This window comes from Arthrobacter globiformis NBRC 12137, assembly GCF_000238915.1.
GTDB classification, from domain to species: Bacteria; Actinomycetota; Actinomycetes; order Actinomycetales; family Micrococcaceae; genus Arthrobacter; species Arthrobacter globiformis.
Genome location: NZ_BAEG01000015.1, coordinates 20591 through 39256, shown reverse-complemented (window position 1 = coordinate 39256; position 18666 = coordinate 20591). Strand labels below are relative to the sequence as shown.

Sequence of the window (18666 nt, the reverse complement as noted above, 5' to 3'; positions counted from 1 at the left end):
GCCGCACTGGATTCAGCCCAGGCCGCGCAGGCGCTCCATTTCACGGCGGTCCTTTTTGGTCGGCCGGCCCGTCCCGCGGTCCCGCTGCGGCAGCCCCAGCGCCGGAGCCGCGGGCCGGGGAGGCGTATGGTCGGTGAAACAGTGCGAGGCTGCCTCCGCGCCCACGCGCTTGGCGATGAGCCGGCGCACTTCGAGGATGCGTTCGTAGCCGGGCTGGCGGACGCGCACGGTGTCCCCGGGCACGAGGGACTGCGAGGCCTTGGCCGGGTTCCCGTTGATGCGGACATGCCCGGCGCGGCAGGCGGCGGTGGCGGCTGAGCGTGTCTTGTAGGCGCGGATGGCCCAGAGCCAGGCGTCGACGCGGACGGTGCTCGGGGCTGAGGGAAGGCTGCTCATGGTTGCAGCCGAGTATAGCCGGGCGCCGCGGAGTAGGCGGCTACGCGACGAGGACGGCGGCGGCTGAGTCCATGTGCTCGCGGATGGTGTTGCGGGCCAGGGTGGCGTCGCCGGTCTCGATGGCGGCAACGATGTCGTTGTGCCGGTCCACGCTCATGTTCCGCACGCCCTTTTCGAGCCCGGCGAACATGATGGACATCCGGATGGACCCTTCCAGGGATTCCCAGGAGTGCAGCAGGGTCTCGTTGCCGGTGAGGCGGCACATGGTGCGGTGGAATTCGAGGTCGGATTCGACCCGCTCCTCCAGGGTGCCGTGGGTGGCCGCCTCCATGGCCTGGATGGCCGCGCGGAGCGACCCGATGACGTGCTGCCGGTCCGGCAGTTCGCACAGCGTGCGGGCCGCCAGGGATTCAAGGGCCGCCCGGACGGAGTAGATGTCGCGGATTTCCTTGGCATCCAGGTGGCGGACCGAGAGCCTGCCGCGGGCCCCGGCTGACACGAGGCCCTCCTGCTCGAGCTGCCGCAGGGCCTCCCGGAGAGTGCCGCGGCTGATCTGCAGCATTTCGGACAGCTCGGTTTCCACGAGGTGCCGGCCAGGCTCGAGGGCGCCGCTGGTGATGGCGGTGCGCAACGCGGCCAGCGCCTGCTCGCGAAGGCTCTTCTTTTCCAGTCCCAGCAGGGTTGCTGTCGCGGCCATCGGATTCTCCCAAGGTCAGGGGTCGACTGTTTACAGTCGCCGTGTTAACAATGATGCCACGGCAGGAGCGCTGGGCCGGCTGTTGTCCCCGCGCTCCTGCCGCGGCCGTGCGTGAGCCGGGCCGAGGGCGGGTCTCAGCCGAGTTCGGCGAGCACCTTCGCGACGATGCGCTGGACGGACAGGCCGTAGCGTTCGTGCAGTGTTGGCAGGGCGCCGGCATCGAGGAACTCGTCGGGCAGGGCCACCGGCACCACGCGCTTGCCCAGGCCTGCGGTGACCACGGCGGATGCGACGGTCTCGAACAGACCGCCCACCACGGAGTGGTTTTCCAGGGTCACCGCCAGCCGGTCGGTGTTGATCTCGGCCAGGACGGTTGCGGCGTCGAACGGCTTGATGGTGGGGGTGTGCACGACGGCGACGTCCACGTTATGTGCCTCCAGGGCCTTGGCTGCCTGCAGGGCACGCATGGTCATGAGGCCGCTGGAGACGAACACCACGTCGTTGCCGCCTCGCAGGACCTTGGCCTTGCCGAGTTCGAAGGTGTAGTCGTACTCGTCCAGCACCGTGGGCACGTTGCCGCGGAGCAGGCGCAGGTAGGTGGGCCCTTCGCTGGCGGCCAGTTGCGGGACGGCCTGTTCGATGTCGATGGAGTCACACGGGTCCACGATGGTCAGGTTGGGCATGCCGCGGAAGATTGCCATGTCCTCGGTGGCCTGGTGGCTGGGGCCGTAGCCGGTGGTGAGTCCGGGGAGGCCGCCCACGATGTTGACGTTCAGGTTGGGCTCGGCCGCGTCCAGGCAGAGGAAGTCGTAGGCGCGGCGGGCAGCGAAAACGGAGTAGGTGGAGGCGAACGGCACCAGACCGGTTTCAGCGAGGCCTGCGGCTGCGCCGAAGAGGAGCTGCTCGGCCATGCCCATCTGGAAGAACCGCTCCGGGAAGGCCTGCGCGAAGATGTGCATGTCCGTGTACTTGCCCAGGTCCGCGGTGAGGCCGACGATCCTGTCGTTCTCCTGCGCGGCCTTGACCAGGGCATGCCCGAACGGGGCAGAGGCAGTTTTCTGGCCCGGGTCGGCGAACGACGCGATCATGGCCGAGGTCTTGAGCTTGGGCTTGGCGGCTGTTGTGGTGTCGGGGGCCTCGGTGGTGGCGCTCATGCTGAAGCCTTTCCTTCGTATCCTGCGGTCAGCTGCTCGCGGCAGAGCTGCCATTCGTGTTCTTCGATGCGCATGAAGTGCGCCTTTTCCCGCTCCTCCAGCAGCGGCACGCCGCGGCCCACCTTGGTGTCGCAGAGGATTACGGAGGGGCGTCCGCTGGTGGCGGCCTGGGCTGCGGCGTTGTCGAACGCGGCGAGCAGCGCGGCCATGTCGTTGCCGTCCACCCGCTGGGTGTACCAGCCGGCGGCTTCCCATTTTTCGGTGATCGGTTCGGTGCGGAGCACGGTGTCGGTCTTGCCGTCGGCCTGCAGGGCGTTGATGTCCACCATGGCGGTCAGGTTGCCGAGCTGGTGGTGGTGGGCGCCCATGGCTGCTTCCCAGGTGGAGCCCTCGTCCAGTTCCCCGTCGGAGAGGAAGTTGTAGATCCTGGCGCTGGAGCCCTGGTAGCGCAGGCCCAGCGCCATGCCGACAGCGATGGTCAGTCCGTGGCCCAGGGAGCCGCCGGAGATTTCCATGCCGGGGGTGTAGGTGGACATTCCGGACATCGGAAGCCGGGAATCATCGGAGCCGTACGTCTCCAGCTCGGAGACGGGGACGATGCCGGCCTCGGCCAGGGCGGCGTAGTGGCCGATGGCGTAGTGCCCGGTGGAGAGCAGGAACCGGTCGCGGCCCTCCCAGTGCGGATCCTCGGCGCGGTAGCGGAGCTGGTCGGCGTACACGGCGGCGAGCATGTCCGCTGCGCCCAGCGCCTGGCCCACATAGCCCTGGCCCTGGACCTCGCCCATGTTCAAGGCGTGGTGCCGGATCCGGTAGGCGGCGGCACTGACCCGCTCAAGTCGGTCGGTGACTGTTTCCTGGGTCATTCGTTCCTTCTGGGGGAGTTCTTGGGTGTGCAGTTCCGGCGTGGTGGTTTCGCGGACGGTGGTCATCAGGCGTCCACTGACTGCGGGGTGCTTTTCGTGGCTTCATCAGCCAGCTGGCGTTCGCGCTTGCCCCAGGTTTCGCGGGTTACGAGTGCTGCCCAGAGGCCGATGGCTGCGTAGAAGCTGAAGAGGAGCGCGGGACCCATCCAGCCGAGGGCTACGAACAGGAGAGTGGTGATGAAGGGGGTGAATCCGGAGACCATGGCGGAGATCTGGTAGGCCAGTGAGGCTCCGGAGGAGCGGGTCTTGGCCTGGAACAGCTCGGGGAACCACGGGCCCTGGGCCCCGGCGAGGGAGTTCTGGCAGACGGCGTAGGAGATGACGATGGTGGCGATGACGAAGATGAACAGTCCGGTGTTCACGAGGAGGAACATGGGAATGCCGAAGAGCAGGGCGAAGGCTGTGGACCAGATGTAAAGGGGCCGGCGGCCGATCCTGTCGGTGAGGCGGGCCCAGGCCATGGTGGCGAAGATGCCGATGGCCGAGGCGATGCAGAGAGCCACGAGAGTCTGGCTCTTGTCAGCGAGCTGCTGGGTGTGAAGGTAGGAAATCATGTAGGTGATCGACACGGCGTAGCCGGCGGTCTCGGCGATGCGCAGGCCGATGCCCCGGACGATGCTGCGCCAGTCGGTCTTGATGACCTCGACGATCGGGGACTTGACGATGGAGCCGCTTTCCTTGACCTCGTCAAACACGGGGGACTCGGGGACCTTGGAGCGGATGATCAGGCCGACAACCACCAGCACGATGCTGGCGAGGAAGGGGACGCGCCAGGCGAGTTCGCCGCCAAGGTTCACGCTGACCAAGAACACCAGATTTGCCAGGAGCAGGCCGACGGGGAAGCCGGCCTGCACGATGCCGGTGTATTTGCCCTTGGACTTCCAGGGGGCGTGCTCGTAGCTCATCAGGATGGCGCCGCCCCACTCGGCGCCGAAGGCCAGCCCCTGAACGATGCGGACGAAGACCAGCAGTGCCGGAGCCAGCAGCCCCACCTGCTCGTACGTGGGCAGGAGGCCGATGAAGAAGGTGGCGATGCCCATGAGGATGAGCGAGGTCACCAGTACCGGCTTGCGGCCCACCTTGTCGCCCAGGTGCCCGCCGATGATGCCACCGATCGGCCGGGCGGCGAAGCCGACACCCAGCGTGGCGAAGGCGGCCAACGTCCCGGTTACCGGGTCACCGGTGGGGAAGAAAGCCGTTCCGAAGTACAGTGCGGCCGCGGTTCCGAAGCCGATGAAGTCGTACGTCTCGATTACGGCGCCGACGCCCGAGCCGATGGCGACCCGCCTGGCGTCCTTGGTGCCGTGGACGTGCCCCCGCATTTTTAGAGCTTCGTTGCTCATGGTGGTTCCCTTTCGAAGAGCGGCTGAAGAAGCTTCAGCGCGGTCGACTGTTAACAAGATACGTCCCAGTGTGACGGGCGTCATGCTGACTGTCAACAGTCGCCATCAGGAGTTGACTGTTAACAGTCGCCAGAGATATTGTGGTGTCCATCACTACCGCCTGCCGGGCACGACCAGAGGATCAACGACGATGTTCCATTCCCGACTCGGGTGCTCATCCATCAGCTTCCGCCACCAGGACCTGCCGACAGCCCTGCGAACCATCGCGGGCCTCGGGTTCGCTGAGATCGACCTTGGCGCCCTCCCTGGAGTCTGCGACCACGTTCCGTATGAACTTGACGCCGATGCCGTCTCAGCCGTGGCCAGTGACGTGGCTGCATCAGGCCTGCGGGTGCGTTCCGTCAACGGGGACATCGGGGATCTGAATGCAGTGCTCGACGCCGGCCGGCAGGCTGAGCGGGACAGGCACCTTGATGCCCTGCTCACCCTCACCGCTAAAACGGGCGCCAAGGCGCTGGTCCTTCCCTGCGGTGCCCTGAGCCACGAGCCGGTACGAAGCCTCGAGAAGGATCTGGACACCGTCGCAGCCCAGCTGATCCGGGCTGCGGAGCGCGCGGCGGAGTTCGGCGTCGAACTCTGGACCGAATCGCTGCACTTCCTGCGGTTCTGCTGGAACCTGGAACGCGCCGAGCTGCTGGCGCAGCGGCTGGCGGGGTCCGGCGTCGGGATCGTCATGGACTTCAGCCACATCGTCGCCGCCGGCGAGGACCCGCTGGAGTACCTGGCACGCCACGAGGGCCGGATAGCCCATGTGCACCTGCGCGACGCCGCGCCCGGCAACATCAACCTCAGCATCGGCAACGGCCAGGCCGATTTCGCCGCCGGGCTGCGGGGCCTTGCCGGCCAAGGCTACACCGGGCACTTCAGCCTGGAACTCGAAACCCGGGACGTCACCCACGACGAACGCCCGGCGGCCGCCGCCAAGGCAGCCAGCTTCATCACTGACCTCATCTGAACAACCCCCACAAAAAACCACCAAGGAGAATCATGACCGCCATTCAGCGCACCGCCGTCCTCACCGGAGCCACCTCGGAACGGGGCATCGGCATCACCACCGCCCGCCGCTACGCCAGCCAGGGCTGGGGCGTGGTGATCCTGGACCTCGACGGCGAGAAGTCCGCAAAGGTCGCCACTGAGATCGGCAACGAATTCAACGTCCCGGCGTTCGGCTACGAGATCGACGTCGCCAACGAGGACTCCGTCAACGCCGCGTACAAGGCAGTTTCAGCCGAGGTCAAGAGCGGCGCCCTTCCCGCTGTCGGCGCGCTGGCCAACATCGCCGGCATCACCTCGCCGGTGCCTTTCCTGGAAACCACGCTTGACCTCTGGAACAAGGTCATGGCCGTGAACTCCACCGGCACCTACCTCGTCACGAAGGCTTTCCTGCCGGACATGATCGAGAACGGCTGGGGCCGCATCGTCAACATGTCCTCCGTTTCCGCACAGCGCGGCGGCGGCGTCTTCGGCAAGGTCCCCTACTCCGCCGCCAAGGCCGCCATCCTCGGCTTCACCAAGGCCCTGGCGCGCGAGCTCGGCGCCTCCGGTGTGACCGTCAACGCCATCACCCCGGGCGCCGTGGACACCAACATCCGCGTCGGCAGCACCGAGGAGCAGGAGGCCGCCATCAACGCCGGCATCCCGCTGGGCCGCAACGCCACCACCGAAGAAGTCGCCGCCGTCATCACGTTCCTGTCCTCCGAGGACTCCGCCTACCTGACCGGCACCACCATCGACATCAACGGCGGAAGCCACATGCACTAAGAACGCGTCAAAGCGCCGCAAACCCCGCCCAGCCCACGCCCCACACCGCCGCACAGAGAGCCAGCCATGACCAGAATCTTCAACAATCCAGCGGACTTCGCCGAGGAAGCCCTCGCCGGCTTCTGCGATCTTCACTCCGGACTGGTCCGCCAGGTTCCCGGCGGCGCGGTGCGCCGCCACCGCCCGGCCGCACCCAAGGTGGCAGTCCTGGCAGGCGGCGGTTCGGGGCACTACCCCGCTTTCGCCGGGCTCATCGGTCCCGGCTTTGCCGACGGCGCGGTGGTGGGGAACATCTTCACGTCACCGTCCGCCCAGCAGGCCTACGCCGTGGCCAAGGCCGCTGACAGCGGCGCCGGTGTGGTGTTCACCTACGGCAACTACGCCGGCGACGTGATGAACTTCGGCATGGCCAGCGAGCGGCTGGCGGCCCAAGGCATCGCCGTCGAGAACGTCCTCGTGACGGACGACGTCGCCAGCGCCCCGCCGTCGGAAGCGTCCAAGCGCCGCGGCATCGCCGGGGACTTTACGGTCTTCAAGATCATGGGGGCTGCCGCCGAGGCAGGTGCGGACCTGGCCGAGGTTGCCCGCCTGGGCCGCAAGGCCAACAGCCTCACCAGGACCATCGGCAGCGCCTTTGCCGGTTGCACCTTCCCGGGCGCCGACACGCCGCTGTTCTCGCTGGGCGAGGGGCAGATGGGGCTGGGCCTGGGGATCCACGGCGAGCCCGGCCTCTTCGACACCGACCTTCCCTCGGCAGCGGACCTGGGCCGCGAACTGGTGTCCCGCGTGCTGGCAGAAACTCCGGACGGGGCGGGGCAACGCATCGCCGTGATCCTCAACGGACTGGGCTCCACCAAACATGAGGAGCTGTTCGTTCTGTGGGGAACTGTGGCACCGCTGCTCCGCGACGCCGGTTACACCCTGGTGCTCCCGGAGGTGGGTGAGCTGGTCACCAGCCTGGACATGGCCGGGGTGTCCCTCACCGTCACGTGGCTGGATGATGAGTTGGAGCCGCTCTGGTCGGCACCGGCGGAAACCCCGGCCTACCGTCGTGGAAACACCGCGGCACAGGCCGGTAGCGTTCACGCCGCCGAGGCCTCCGACGGCGAGAGCACCGCTGTCGCCTTCGCCGCCACCGCTTCCTCCCGCGGGTATGCAACGGCGTGCGTCGCGGCCCTGGAGGCGGCACGCGACCTCCTGCATGCGGAAGAGCCGCGTCTGGGCGACATGGATGCCGTGGCGGGCGACGGCGACCACGGCCGCGGCATGGTCAGGGGCGCTAACGCGGCCGTGGCCGCCGCCGCTGACGCTTTCGCCCAGGGCGCCGGTGCGGGAGATGTGCTGGCCGCCGCCGGCGATGCCTGGGCGGACCGGGCCGGCGGCACATCGGGGGTCCTTTGGGGTGCGGGCCTGCGTGCCCTCGGCGGGTCGCTCGGCAACAGCCAGGCTCCCGGACCGGCGGAGCTTTCGGCTGCCGTGACGGCGTTCGCCGGCCGCATCACCGGCCTGGGCAAGGCCGAGCTGGGGGACAAGACCATGGTGGATGCACTCCTGCCGTTCGCCGAAACCCTGGCCCGCCGGACGGAGGAAGGCGCCGGCGCCGGGGCCGCCTGGCAGGAAGCCGCCGCTGCCGCAACGTCCGCCGCGGCTGCCACCGCCACGCTTCGCCCGCTCAAGGGCCGCGCCCGGCCGCTCGCGGAGAAGAGCCTGGGCACTGCCGATCCGGGCGCCACTTCGCTGGCGATGATTTTCACCGTTCTGGGCGAACACCTGGCCCGTCACGCCGCCTCGCCATCAGCAGGGGTCCGCGAGGAAGCGGAGGCCACGGTATGACCGCCGCCGGAGCTGTTCCCGTACTCCGGGTCATCGTGGGTGCCGACGAGGCCGGCGTCGACTACAAGAACCGCGTCATGGAGGACCTCCGCGCCGACCCCCTGGTGGCCGACGTGATCGACATCGGGGTAAACCGCAGCGATGAACCGGACGAATTCAGCAAGCCGTACCCGCATGTCGGCATCACCGCAGGCGAGATGATCCGGGACGGACAGGCGGACCGGGCCATCCTGTTCTGCGGGACGGGGATCGGGGTGGCGATTGCCGCCAACAAGGTGGCAGGCGTCCGTGCAGCTACCGCCCACGACTCGTTCTCGGTGGAGCGGTCCGTACTCTCCAACAACTGCCAGGTCCTCACCATGGGCCAGCGGGTGGTCGGCCTGGAACTGGCGCGCAGGCTCGCCCGGGAATGGGTGGGCTACACCTTCGACCCGGAGTCAGCGTCGGCGGGCAAGCTGAACGTACTCAGCGACTATGAAGGGTGCTGAACGGCCATAACCCTGCGGCTCATTCGACGATGACCCTCACCCGCTGCACGGTGTTGTTGCCCATGCCCTGGTAGTTCCAGTGCTGCTCCAGCGGCTGCACGGCGCCGGTGGCGTCGGTGGCCCGGCACGCCAGCTCATGGTGGCCGGCGTCGGCCACCCAGGGCAGGCTCCAGCCGCGCCAAGCAAAGGCGCCGGCAGGCTTGTCCAGCTGGGCCGGAACCCACTTGCCGTCGATGCCGACCTCCACCTTCGTCACGGCGCCCTCACCGGACCACGCCCGCCCATGGAACATGACGGGCCCGCGGTGCAGGTACCGGCGGCGGGTGAAGAAGTCGGGAATGCCCGGCGGAACCATCAGGGACCGGACCCTGATCCGCGAAACCGGGGTGCCGGCGTCGTCCGCGTTGTGTTGGTAGCGGTAGGCGACCGCCTGCTGGAAGCCCTGGAACGGCGTGGTGACCACCTGGATCGACTGCAGCCATTTGACGCTTGCCATGCCGTACCAGCCGGGGACCACCAGCCGCAGCGGATAGCCGTGCTGCGGCGGCAGCTCACTGCCGTTCATCTTGTAGGCAAGGACGACGTCGGCCCGCGACGCTTCCGAAATGGGCAGGCTCCGGGCGTATTGCTGCCGGACGCCGCCCTGGATGCCGGCGTCCAGGCCGGTGAACACCACCTCAACGGCCTCGGGCTCGACGCCCGCCTGGGACAGCAGGTACGCGAGCGGAACACCGGTCCATACGGCCGTTCCCACGCCCTCCAGGGTCCAGGGCTGGCTTAGTGGCCGCGGCCTCAGCAGCGACCGCCCGTTGCCGGCGCATTCCATGGTTACCTGGACGCTGATGGCCGGATCCCGCTTCAGCGCCGCGAGGCTCAGTTCCATGGCCCGCTCCACGGCGCCGCCGATCCGCAGGTGCCACGCGCCGCTGACCTGCGGAATGTCGAAATGCGTCAGCACGTAATGCAGCCCGGGCGGAGTCAGGTCCTCGCGCAGCGCCTCCAGCGGCATCGAATGGTTCCGCACGGCGAGCTGCAGCTCTTCCCGGGTGAGCGGTCCATGCGTGGGTTCACCGCTATGCGCTGCGACACCGGAATGGGCTGCGGGGCGGGCGGACGGTCGGCGGCGGTAGATCAGCTTGGACATGGCCTTGCGATTCTGCTCGGTGCTGCGGGGTGCAGCTGCTGATGGGCGTGCTCCTCTTCACAGGTTTACGCCGTGTCCGCAGGACGGTCAACACAGGCCGTCAACAGCCCGGCACCGCCAGCGGGCCCTACAACTGCGGCAGCTTCACCAATTCCTCCAGTGTCATCGGGTCCTTACCGGTGAGGCCGTGCACGTCTGAGGTCGCCCCGGACAGCTCTCCGGCGGCGATCGCCGTGTACGTGCTGACCCATGCCTCGACCTGCCAGTCCGGTGCGCCGTAGGAAGCGCGGGAGGCGAACGCTTCGTCCACTGTTTCGTGCTGGTACGTGACGGTCCTGCCCGTGGCATGCGTGAGCACCTCGGCGGCCTGCGCCAGCGAGATGTCTTCCGGTCCGGTCAGGTCATAGGTAGCCCCGGCGTGGACGGCCGGGTCACGGAGAACGGCCACCGCGGACCGGGCGATGTCCTCCCGGGCGACTGCGGCCATCACGCCGTCGCCCGCCGGGCCCCGGATGACGCCGTCCTCCCCGGCCAGCATGGGCAGGAAATCCAGGTAGAAGTTGTCCCGCAGGAACGTAAATCCCATGCCGGACGCCCTGATCCGCTCCTCGGTGGCATAGTGGTCGCGGCCCAGTGTGAAGGTGCAGTCCGGCGCCGCCCCGAAGAAGGACGTGTACACAACGTGCTGCACGCCGGCGTCCGCTGCGGCGTCCACGAAGGCATAATGCTGCTGCAGCCGGTCCTCCGCCTCCGCCGCCGACACCATGAACAGCACCTTGACCCCCTCGAGGGCCGGGCGGGACAGTACGGGGTCCCCGTAGCTGACCGCCACGGCCCGGGCGTCCCTCAGGTCCGGCACCCGCCGGGGGTCGCGCACCAGCAGGCGCTGGGAGAACCCGGCGTCTGACAATTGGCGGGCCACCATGCCGCCAAGGACCCCGGTGGCGCCGGTGACCGCAAGGTCTGGAAGATCCGTCATGGGTGCTCCTAGGCCTCGCGGGTCGCGGGGGACTTTGTCTGGGCCGGGTCCCGCTCGGCGAGGGAGCCGACGGCGGCATCGATCTTCTTCAGGACGTCCGGTTCAAGGCGTACGCCGGCGGCCGCGGCGCTGTCGGCCACCTGTTCTGGCCGGGAGGCGCCCACGATGGCGGAGGCGACGTTCGGATTTTGCAGTACCCAGGCCACCGCCAGCTGCGGCATGGTCAGCCCGGCCTCCTCGGCGACCGGCCGCAGCTCCTGCACGGCGGCCAGGACATCGTCCCGCAGCCAGCGCTGGATCATCTTGGCGCCGCCCTTGTCGTCGGTGGCGCGGCTGCCCTCCGGCAGCGGCTGGCCGGGCAGGTACTTGCCGCTCAGCACACCCTGCGCCATGGGGGACCAGACGATCTGGGAGACGCCCAGGTCCTCCGACGTTGGAACCACTTCCTCCTCGATGACCCGCCACAGCATGGAGTACTGCGGCTGGTTGGAGATCAGCTGGAAGCCCAGTTCCTTGGCCAGGGCGTGGCCGTTGCGGAGCTGCTCGGCGGTCCACTCGCTGACGCCGATGTACAGGGCCTTTCCCTGCCGGACGATGTCCGCGAACGCCTGCATCGTTTCCTCGAGCGGTGTTTCAAAGTCGTAGCGGTGCGCCTGGTACAGGTCCACGTAGTCCGTCTGCAGCCGGCTGAGGGACCCGTCGATGGATTCCATGATGTGTTTGCGGGACAGGCCGAGGTCGTTCTTGCCCTTGGGGCCGGTGGGACCGAACACCTTGGTGAAGATCTCGATGGACTGCCGGCGTTCGCCCTTGAGCGCTTCGCCCAGAACGGTTTCCGCCGCGGTGTTGGCGTAGACGTCCGCCGTGTCGAAAGTGCTGATGCCGGCGTCCAGCGCCGCCTGCACGCACCGGGTGGCGACGTCGTTCTCCACCTGGGAGCCATGCGTGAGCCAGTTGCCGAACGTGATTTCCGAAATCTTGAAGCCGCTGTTTCCGAGGTATCTGAATTCCATGGGCTTCACGCTAGCGGAGATGGTTGCTCAGGGTAAGGGATGCCGGCGGCTTATCTCGCGGCTTATCCCGCGGCCCGCCCCGCGGCTGGCCCGCGGCGGGCGCAAACTGGTACGGAACCAGCGAGGTCAGGCGCGGGTGCGGGCGTCCGGGCGCTGCGCGAGCGATGTCATGGAACCGGTGTCCAGGACGGTGACACGTCCGGCTACGGCCGGTTTCCTCGCTGGCCGTGGCGGCTGGGCGGACAGCGCCAAGGCGGACCGGACGTTTTCGCCTTTGCTGGTAGCGCTTTTGTTGGGCGCGCCGTTGCTGCCAGGGTCGTTGCTGCCAGGGTCGGCCGGCACGGCATCGTGGCGCAGGGCCGATTCCACGAGCGGAGCCACCTCGGTCACGCTGGCCGCGGCGACGTCGGGCGGCGGCAGGTCCCGCACGGCGACCTTGACTTCGGGCGCGGCGGCCCGGGCGCGCGCCACTGCGCGGGCGTCGGCGGCAGCCACGGCGTCGGCCCAGTCCTTCGCGAGGACGGGCGGCACCGGCCGGGCGGCAGTCACGAGGGGATGGTGGACGACGGCGCTGCGGAGCGCCTCCTGAAGGCCGGCGCGGGTCCGCAGTTTCTTCCAGTCGATCGGGGTACGGGGCTCGCGGACCGGCCTGGGGGCCTTGGCCTTTTTCACCTTGGCTTTTGCCGGCACCACTTCTGCGTCCGCGGGCAGCGGGCTGCCGTCCGCAGCGAGCCGCACGATCTCGACGGTCTCGTTCCTGGGGAAGCGGCCGAACAGCGCCATCACGATCAGCGCCACAAGGCGTCCCAGCCCGGCCAGCACCAGCGTGAGCATGACGCTGATGCACAGGCCGACGAACATCAGGAAGGCAACACCCAGGGTGCCAAAAAAGGTCAGGTTCAGTGCAATCGTTGTCGGATCTTCCACTTCACCCTCCTTACCATCGGCGCCCGGCCCGTCACGCAGTGATCAAGCCCGGTGATCACGCCGGAAAACAGCCCCTACCCACCATACGGACTATTTTCTGCCGACATGCCCTCATGACAAGTGCCGGCAACTGTTGTTTCAAAGCTGTTATAGGACCCGGCCGCATCAAGCTGCCTATAGTCTGATTCAGCAGCGACCCACCACCTTCCCGAAAGATGCCATGACCGAGCCAGAACCCTTTTCCGGTAACTGCCCGTGCCTTTCCGGCGAGCAGTACGCGGACTGCTGTGGCCGGTTCCACAGCGGTGCGGCGGAGGCAGCCACCGCCGAGCAGCTGATGCGTTCCCGCTACTCCGCCTTCGTCCTGCTGGATGCCGGCTACCTCCTGAAAACATGGCACTCCAGCAAACGGCCCGCGGAGCTGGAGTTCGACCCGGGCCTGGAGTGGCGGCGGCTGGACATCGTGTCCGTCGAGCGGGGCGGCCCGCTCGACACCGAAGGCGTTGTGGAGTTCAAGGCGCACTTCCGTCAGGACGGCGGGCGCGGCGTCCACCACGAAACCAGCCGCTTCCTCAGGGTGGACCGGCGCTGGTACTACGTGGACGCCGTCGCGCTTCACCGTTAGGGAATCCGGCAGCCGGTCAGCGGTCCTCCTTATTCAGTGCTCCTCATAATCCGCGGTGGGTGTGAAGCCGGCGCGGTCCACCTTGCGGTGGAAATGCATGCCTGCCATGCCGCCCAGGACGGCACCTACCAGCGCCACCAGTGCGACCACGACGGCGGCAATGATGCCGGTGGTGGTCACCTGGCCCTCATTGACTGGAATCCGGGGGAAGCTGTTCAGCTGCGCCAGGATATTGAACTGCTCGCCGGCGATCATGCCCAACACGGCCACCAGCACAGCAGCGATCAGGGCCCAGATCCACACCATGAACCCCTGCTTCGCACCATTGAACCGTGCCATCCTGCCGGCGACGTAACCGCCGCTGTAGTAGGAAGCGAAGAGGATGACCAGCAGGACGATGATGCCCACGATCCCCACTGTCTGGTTCGAGGCGGCCCGGCCCACGGCGGTGTTCACGTCGGTGTTCGTGGCAAGTCCCGCGGCGGTTCCGGCCGCGGCGACCAGGGCGGTCAGCAGCACGGCCATGCCCGTGGCGGCCAGCCAGCCAAAGAACGCCGAGCCGATCTTAATGCCGCCAAACGCCTCCCGTTCGCGGGCCGCGGCCATCTCCCGGGTGGCAAAGGCCGGGTCCTCGGGCCGTGCCGTGTCCAGGCGGCCGTGCGGTTCATTGTCGGGTGTGTAGTCGCGCTCGGCGTACGGCGAGTCCGCGTCCGTGGTGTTGAGGGCCCGGGTGTGCGTGTCAGTCGAGGCACCGGCGCCGGTGACGGTGGCGCCGGGGCGGGCTGCTGAACGCCGGGTCTGGGTGGCATCGTAGACAGGCGTGGCTTCCGTGGGGGCGTCTGCCGCGCTGTGTTCGGGCCTGCTGGTTTCGGATGTGCCTGATTCAGGGAAAGTGCGCCGGGGGCGTCTGTCCCCGGAGCCTGTTGGGGTACTCATCAGCGACTCGCTTTCATTGAACGGACCCGGGCTCAGGGGCCTAAGCCGGGCAACGCAATGCCGAGGCCAAGGCACTGGCCTCAGTTTCTAGCTAACTCCGTTCAATGGGCATTAGCAAGGATGCTTAGTATCGCGGTGTGGCGCGTCTTCCTTGTCAGGGGCAGGGGAATCAGGGGCAGACGCCCGTTACCTGGCGCGGTCAGCGGTAGGCGCGGTGCAGGTTCTCCTTGGTCGACTTGCGGGCGGAGGCATCGGCGATCCAGGGGCCGGTCCCTTCGGACTGGTCCAGTACACCGGCCTCCAGCCATGTGTAGTTGCCGGCCAGCACCTTGCGCGCGAGGTCGCGGTCGCCGTCGTCGGTGTTCCGCCACAGCTGGTCAAAGTACTCGTCCACGCGGACGCGTGCCTGCTCGCAGAAGGCGTCGGCCAGTTCAAATGCGGTGGCGCCGCGTTCGGGTGCCGTGCGGAGCAGCATCTCGGCGCGGGAGCAGCTGGCGGCCATGGCGAAGAGCTCGGCCCCGATGTCCACGATCCTGCCCAGGAACGCCTGTTTGTGCTCAAGGCGGGCCTGCCAGCGGCCCATGCCGTAGAAGGTCTGGCGGGCGAGCCGGCGGGAGGACCGCTCCACGAAGCGGAGGTGCTTGGCCAGCCGCCCGAAATCCCTGTAGGAGCGCGGATCCATGCCGGCGCCCGCTACCAGTTTGGGCAGCCATTTTGCGTAGAAGCCGGAGGCGCCGACGGCGGCCCGCGCCTTGTCCGAAAGGCTCGCCTCGGCGGAGGCCAGGTCCCCGGCGGCGGCGAGGTGCGCGTCCACGGCCTCGCGGGCTATCAGCAGCCGCATGATCTCCGACGAACCCTCGAAGATGCGGTTAATCCGCAGGTCCCGCAGCTGCTGCTCCGCGGGGACGGCACGCTCGCCGCGGGCTTCAAGCGAATCGGCCGTCTCATAGCCGCGGCCGCCGCGAATCTGTACGAGTTCGTCCGCGATCCGGTAGCTGATCTCGGTGGACCACAGTTTGGCCAATGCCGCCTCGATGCGCACGTCCTTTTGCCCGGCATCGGCCATCTCGGCGGACAGCTCGAACACGGCGTCAAGGGCGAATGCCGTGGCGGCGATGAACGCGATCTTCTTTCCCACTGCTTCGTGCTTGCCCACCGGGCGCCCCCACTGAGTGCGGGCGTTGGACCATTCCCGCGCGATCTTGAGGCTCCAGCGGCCCGTCGCCACGCACAGCGCCGGCAGCGAGAGCCTGCCGGTGTTCAGGGTAGTGAGCGCAATCTTCAGTCCCTGCCCTTCACGGCCAAGCCTGTTGGCAGCGGGCACACGGACCTGGTGGAACCGGGTGACGCCGTTCTCGATGCCACGCAGTCCCATGAAGGTGTTGCGGTTCTCCACCGTGATTCCGGGGGAGTCCATTTCCACGACGAAGGCGGTAATGCCGCCCTTGTGGACGGTGCCGCCCGCGTCAGTGTGCTGCGGCACCACCGCCATCACCACCACGAGCTCGGCGATCACGCCGTTGGTGGTCCAGAGCTTGACGCCGTCCAGAACGTACGACTCGCCGTCGGCAGTGGGAACAGCGGTGCTGCCCATCCGGGCGGGGTCGCTGCCGACGTCGGGCTCGGTCAGCAGGAATGCCGTGACCGCCCCCTCCGCGCAGCGCGGCAGATACTTGCGTTTCTGCTCGGGCGTGCCGAACACCTTCACCGGTTCCGGCACGCCGATGGACTGGTGGGCGGAGAGCAGGGCGCCCAGACTCGGGTGCACGGATCCGAGCAGAGCCAGCGCGCGGCCGTAATAGACCAGGGACAGACCCAGGCCGCCGTACTCCTGCGGAATCTTCATGCCGAACACGCCCAGCTCTGCCAGGCCGCGGAGGTATTCGTCGGGAATTTTCGCGTCGCGTTCGATGGTCCGTCCGGACATGGTGCGGCAGAACTCCGTCAGCCGTGCCATGAAGGCCTCGCCGCGTTCCACGTCATCGGGTCTGGCGGCGGGCCAGGGATGGATGAGGCCCAGGTCAAAGCTGCCGAGGTACAGGCCCTTGGCGAAGCTGGGCCTGACCCACTCGGTTTCGCGGGCTGCTTCGGCAATGGCACGGGCGTCCTGGGCGGACGCGCCCGCACCGATCTTCTCTGGAGCGACGGGTGTTTCGGACGCCGGACTGTCGATGGGCGGGACGGCGCCAGTGCCGTCCTCAGCTGTGGTGGTTGTGGCCGGGCGTCCAGCCGCCTGGCTGTCAATGGCGGAGCTCACGGGGCATCTCCTCTAACCGGATGACCGGCTCAAGCCCTGGGTCCGCCGCGGGTGGAGAACCCTTCAGCTGTCCCTCAATGCTACCCGCGGGTAGGTTCCGGTGCTAGGGGACGGTTGCCCCTGAAATTCCGTGGGAAACTCGACCGCAGAGGCATGGTGCACCAGGCTGTCCCAGGCGTGGTTGATCCCGTGGACGGTCCTGAGCAGCGCAGCGGCAATGACCAGCCAGGCCAGCCTCCCCACGCCTACCAGGACGAGCGCGGCGAATGCCGCCGCCGCCACGAACAAGACAAGCACCAGTGCAAACGCCAGCGTTCCGATGAACACCAAGGTGGCTGTCTCCACTGCACTCAAGTCGAACTGCATGCTTCCCCCTGCGCCGTTGCTGCGGATGGATCAGTAGCTCGAGACTAGGGCCAGGAGCGAAGCTTCCTCCAGCGTTTCGGCCATGCTGTGGCCGCCTTGATACGGGATCGAGACAATACTCCCGCGTAGGTCACAGAGTGATTGCGAAAACCTCATCTGTCACACCCGTAACGTTGCCTGACCGGCAGCGACGTCCGTTTCGGGGTGGGTGTGGGATCACGGCGCGGGCCGGCCTGCAGCTCTGCGTTAACCTTGTAGTTGGCAGTTTTCGGGTTTCCGCTGCCCAGACCATCCCCCAAGTTGCTAGGAGAGTGTGTGCCCCGGTCCGCCACGTCCTCCGCTGACGCGATCAGCGCAAGGCTCAGGGACCTTGAGCTCCTCACCAAGGGACCGGCTTGGGCCCTCACCCGTTCCGCCCCGTGGGTGATCGCGGTCCTGCAGGCATCCTTTACCCGCACCCGGCCGCAGCTTCCGCTGGAAGAATTCCACGCCGACGTCGACTCCTTCCTTGAGCAGTTGCGCCGCCAGGAGCCGGGGCTGGGCGGGCATGCCAACGGAAAATCCTTCGGCGATGAGTGGACCCGCAAGCAGTTCCTGACCCGCCGGAACCAATCGGGGCAGATCGTTTACGAAGTCACGGAGGCGGCCGCCCGCGTGCTGGCGTTCCTGGACAGCCTCTCCAGCGAAAGGTCCACGCTTAACGGCTCCCGGCTGGGCACACTCCTGGGTGACGTGGAGAAGCTCGCGAACGAGACCAACCCGGACCAGAGTGCACGGCTGGAAGCGCTGGAGGAGGAGATCGAGGAGCGGCAGCAGCTGATCGAGGACATCAGCTCCGGTGACTTCGACGGCCTGCTCGACGACGACCAGGCTGTGGAAGCAGCCGGCAACATCCTGGATCTCGCCGCCAGCCTGCCCGCGGACTACAAGAAGATGCGTGATCGCATCGAGGAGCTCGTGGGCGAGCTCCGGAACCAGATCATCGAGGAATCCCTGACCAAGGGCGCCACGATGGCGCAGGTCCTTGAGGCGGACAAGCGGCTGCGCCAGAGCCCGGAGGGCAGGACCTTCCGTTCCTTCACCGCCTTCCTCGAGGACCCGCAGCAGCAGCTGCGCTTCCGCTCCGCGATCGGCGAGGTGCTCAGCCGCCAGTTCGCAGACGACCTGTCGCCGGAAGACCGGGAGACCCTGAAAAACCTGGTGGCCGAACTCCGGCAGCAGCACAGCCAGATCCAGCGCATCTACGGCAAGCTCAGCGAGAGCCTGAACACCTACGTCCAGAGCGACGACTTCCGCCAGTCGGTGCGCCTCCGCAAGGTGCTGCGCGAGGCGGAGCAGGCCATCCGGTCCATGCCCTACGAGCGCGAACGGCCGGGCCTGGTCCGCGGGCCGGTACTGTTCAACGCCGGTTTCGAATCGCTCGCCATGGTCAAGCTCTTCGACCCGGACGAGTTTGCTGCCCCGCCCAAGCTCGCCGACCCCATCGCGTTCAGCGACTCGGACCGGGTCCGCTCCCCGCGGACCGCCAAGGCCAGGCCGGAGGCGATCCGCGCCGCGGCTGCCGGCGCCTCCACGCTCGCCGAGGCCTGGGAGCAGCTTCCGCCAGAGGAACAGCACATCAACTCCATCCGCGCGCTCCTCTCGCACGCCCTCCACACCGGCGCCGGCTTTGACCAGCTGGCATATGAGGCCCTCAACTTCGAACAGATAGACGGCACCACCCGCAAGGCATACCTGCCGGTGGTCACGCTCAAGAAGGATTAG

General features: G+C 67.7%; 18 protein-coding genes. 6 read left to right on the top strand and 12 right to left on the bottom strand.

The window, feature by feature from the left end; all coding sequences use genetic code 11:
- Window positions 1-12: 12 nt before the first annotated feature.
- From ARGLB_RS02710 to ARGLB_RS02690, 5 genes are all read right to left on the bottom strand, one after another.
- Window positions 13-396 carry an Hsp15 family ribosome-associated heat shock protein gene (locus ARGLB_RS02710; RefSeq protein ID WP_003798614.1) on the bottom strand — a complete coding sequence of 128 codons (384 nt, stop codon included), beginning with the start codon at window positions 394-396 and terminating at the stop codon, window positions 13-15.
- A gap of 40 nt (window positions 397-436) precedes the next feature.
- Window positions 437-1093: a GntR family transcriptional regulator gene (locus ARGLB_RS02705; RefSeq protein WP_003798612.1), complete on the bottom strand. Its 657-nt coding sequence runs from the start codon at window positions 1091-1093 to the stop codon at window positions 437-439.
- Window positions 1094-1227: 134 nt separating this feature from the next.
- Window positions 1228-2247, bottom strand: a complete 1020-nt coding sequence (locus ARGLB_RS02700) for a transketolase family protein (RefSeq protein WP_003798610.1) — start codon at window positions 2245-2247, stop codon at window positions 1228-1230.
- Complete coding sequence (locus ARGLB_RS02695) at window positions 2244-3110, bottom strand: transketolase (protein ID WP_043417766.1); 867 nt, start codon at window positions 3108-3110, stop codon at window positions 2244-2246. The genes ARGLB_RS02700 and ARGLB_RS02695 overlap by 4 nt, the downstream gene beginning before the upstream one ends.
- 65 nt (window positions 3111-3175) lie before the next feature.
- The gene (locus ARGLB_RS02690) at window positions 3176-4513 is read right to left on the bottom strand and encodes an MFS transporter (RefSeq protein ID WP_003798607.1); all 1338 of its coding nucleotides are present in this window, start codon (window positions 4511-4513) and stop codon (window positions 3176-3178) included.
- 190 nt (window positions 4514-4703) lie between these two features.
- Between ARGLB_RS02690 and ARGLB_RS02685 the strand changes: the two genes are divergently transcribed.
- The 4 genes from ARGLB_RS02685 to ARGLB_RS02670 all read left to right on the top strand — a co-directional run bounded on the left by ARGLB_RS02685 (window position 4704) and on the right by ARGLB_RS02670 (window position 8655).
- Window positions 4704-5528, top strand: coding sequence for a sugar phosphate isomerase/epimerase family protein (locus ARGLB_RS02685; RefSeq protein ID WP_003798605.1), 825 nt, complete (start codon window positions 4704-4706; stop codon window positions 5526-5528).
- A 32-nt stretch (window positions 5529-5560) separates the two neighbouring features.
- Window positions 5561-6334, top strand: coding sequence for an SDR family NAD(P)-dependent oxidoreductase (locus tag ARGLB_RS02680; protein WP_003798602.1), 774 nt, complete (start codon window positions 5561-5563; stop codon window positions 6332-6334).
- Between the two features lie 66 nt (window positions 6335-6400).
- Window positions 6401-8167, top strand: a complete 1767-nt coding sequence (locus ARGLB_RS02675; RefSeq protein ID WP_003798600.1) for a dihydroxyacetone kinase family protein — start codon at window positions 6401-6403, stop codon at window positions 8165-8167.
- Entirely contained in the window at window positions 8164-8655 is a 492-nt protein-coding gene (locus ARGLB_RS02670; RefSeq protein WP_003798599.1) for a ribose-5-phosphate isomerase, read from the top strand. Before ARGLB_RS02675 ends, ARGLB_RS02670 begins: the two co-directional genes overlap by 4 nt.
- 19 nt (window positions 8656-8674) lie before the next feature.
- Here ARGLB_RS02670 and ARGLB_RS02665 read toward each other — a convergent pair whose 3' ends face one another.
- The 4 genes from ARGLB_RS02665 to ARGLB_RS02650 all read right to left on the bottom strand — a co-directional run bounded on the left by ARGLB_RS02665 (window position 8675) and on the right by ARGLB_RS02650 (window position 12718).
- Window positions 8675-9799, bottom strand: a complete 1125-nt coding sequence (locus ARGLB_RS02665) for a sulfite oxidase (RefSeq protein WP_003798597.1) — start codon at window positions 9797-9799, stop codon at window positions 8675-8677.
- A gap of 127 nt (window positions 9800-9926) precedes the next feature.
- Window positions 9927-10778 (bottom strand): SDR family oxidoreductase, encoded by an 852-nt coding sequence (locus ARGLB_RS02660; protein ID WP_003798595.1) that lies wholly within the window; start codon window positions 10776-10778, stop codon window positions 9927-9929.
- An 8-nt stretch (window positions 10779-10786) separates the two neighbouring features.
- Window positions 10787-11791, bottom strand: a complete 1005-nt coding sequence (locus tag ARGLB_RS02655; protein ID WP_003798593.1) for an aldo/keto reductase family protein — start codon at window positions 11789-11791, stop codon at window positions 10787-10789.
- 126 nt (window positions 11792-11917) lie between these two features.
- On the bottom strand, window positions 11918-12718 hold the full coding sequence (locus ARGLB_RS02650; RefSeq protein ID WP_003798591.1) for a hypothetical protein: 801 nt from the start codon (window positions 12716-12718) through the stop codon (window positions 11918-11920).
- 220 nt (window positions 12719-12938) lie between these two features.
- Between ARGLB_RS02650 and ARGLB_RS02645 the strand changes: the two genes are divergently transcribed.
- Window positions 12939-13343, top strand: a complete 405-nt coding sequence (locus tag ARGLB_RS02645) for a YchJ family protein (protein ID WP_003798589.1) — start codon at window positions 12939-12941, stop codon at window positions 13341-13343.
- A gap of 33 nt (window positions 13344-13376) precedes the next feature.
- Here the strand turns inward: ARGLB_RS02645 and ARGLB_RS02640 are convergent, their stop codons facing one another.
- The 3 genes from ARGLB_RS02640 to ARGLB_RS02630 all read right to left on the bottom strand — a co-directional run bounded on the left by ARGLB_RS02640 (window position 13377) and on the right by ARGLB_RS02630 (window position 16902).
- Window positions 13377-14279 (bottom strand): YrzE family protein, encoded by a 903-nt coding sequence (locus ARGLB_RS02640; RefSeq protein ID WP_003798587.1) that lies wholly within the window; start codon window positions 14277-14279, stop codon window positions 13377-13379.
- Window positions 14280-14478: 199 nt separating this feature from the next.
- On the bottom strand, window positions 14479-16452 hold the full coding sequence (locus tag ARGLB_RS02635) for an acyl-CoA dehydrogenase family protein (RefSeq protein WP_043417763.1): 1974 nt from the start codon (window positions 16450-16452) through the stop codon (window positions 14479-14481).
- Window positions 16453-16599: 147 nt separating this feature from the next.
- Window positions 16600-16902, bottom strand: coding sequence for a hypothetical protein (locus tag ARGLB_RS02630; RefSeq protein WP_003798583.1), 303 nt, complete (start codon window positions 16900-16902; stop codon window positions 16600-16602).
- 315 nt (window positions 16903-17217) lie between these two features.
- Between ARGLB_RS02630 and ARGLB_RS02625 the strand changes: the two genes are divergently transcribed.
- The gene (locus tag ARGLB_RS02625; protein ID WP_003798581.1) at window positions 17218-18666 is read left to right on the top strand and encodes a DUF3375 family protein; all 1449 of its coding nucleotides are present in this window, start codon (window positions 17218-17220) and stop codon (window positions 18664-18666) included.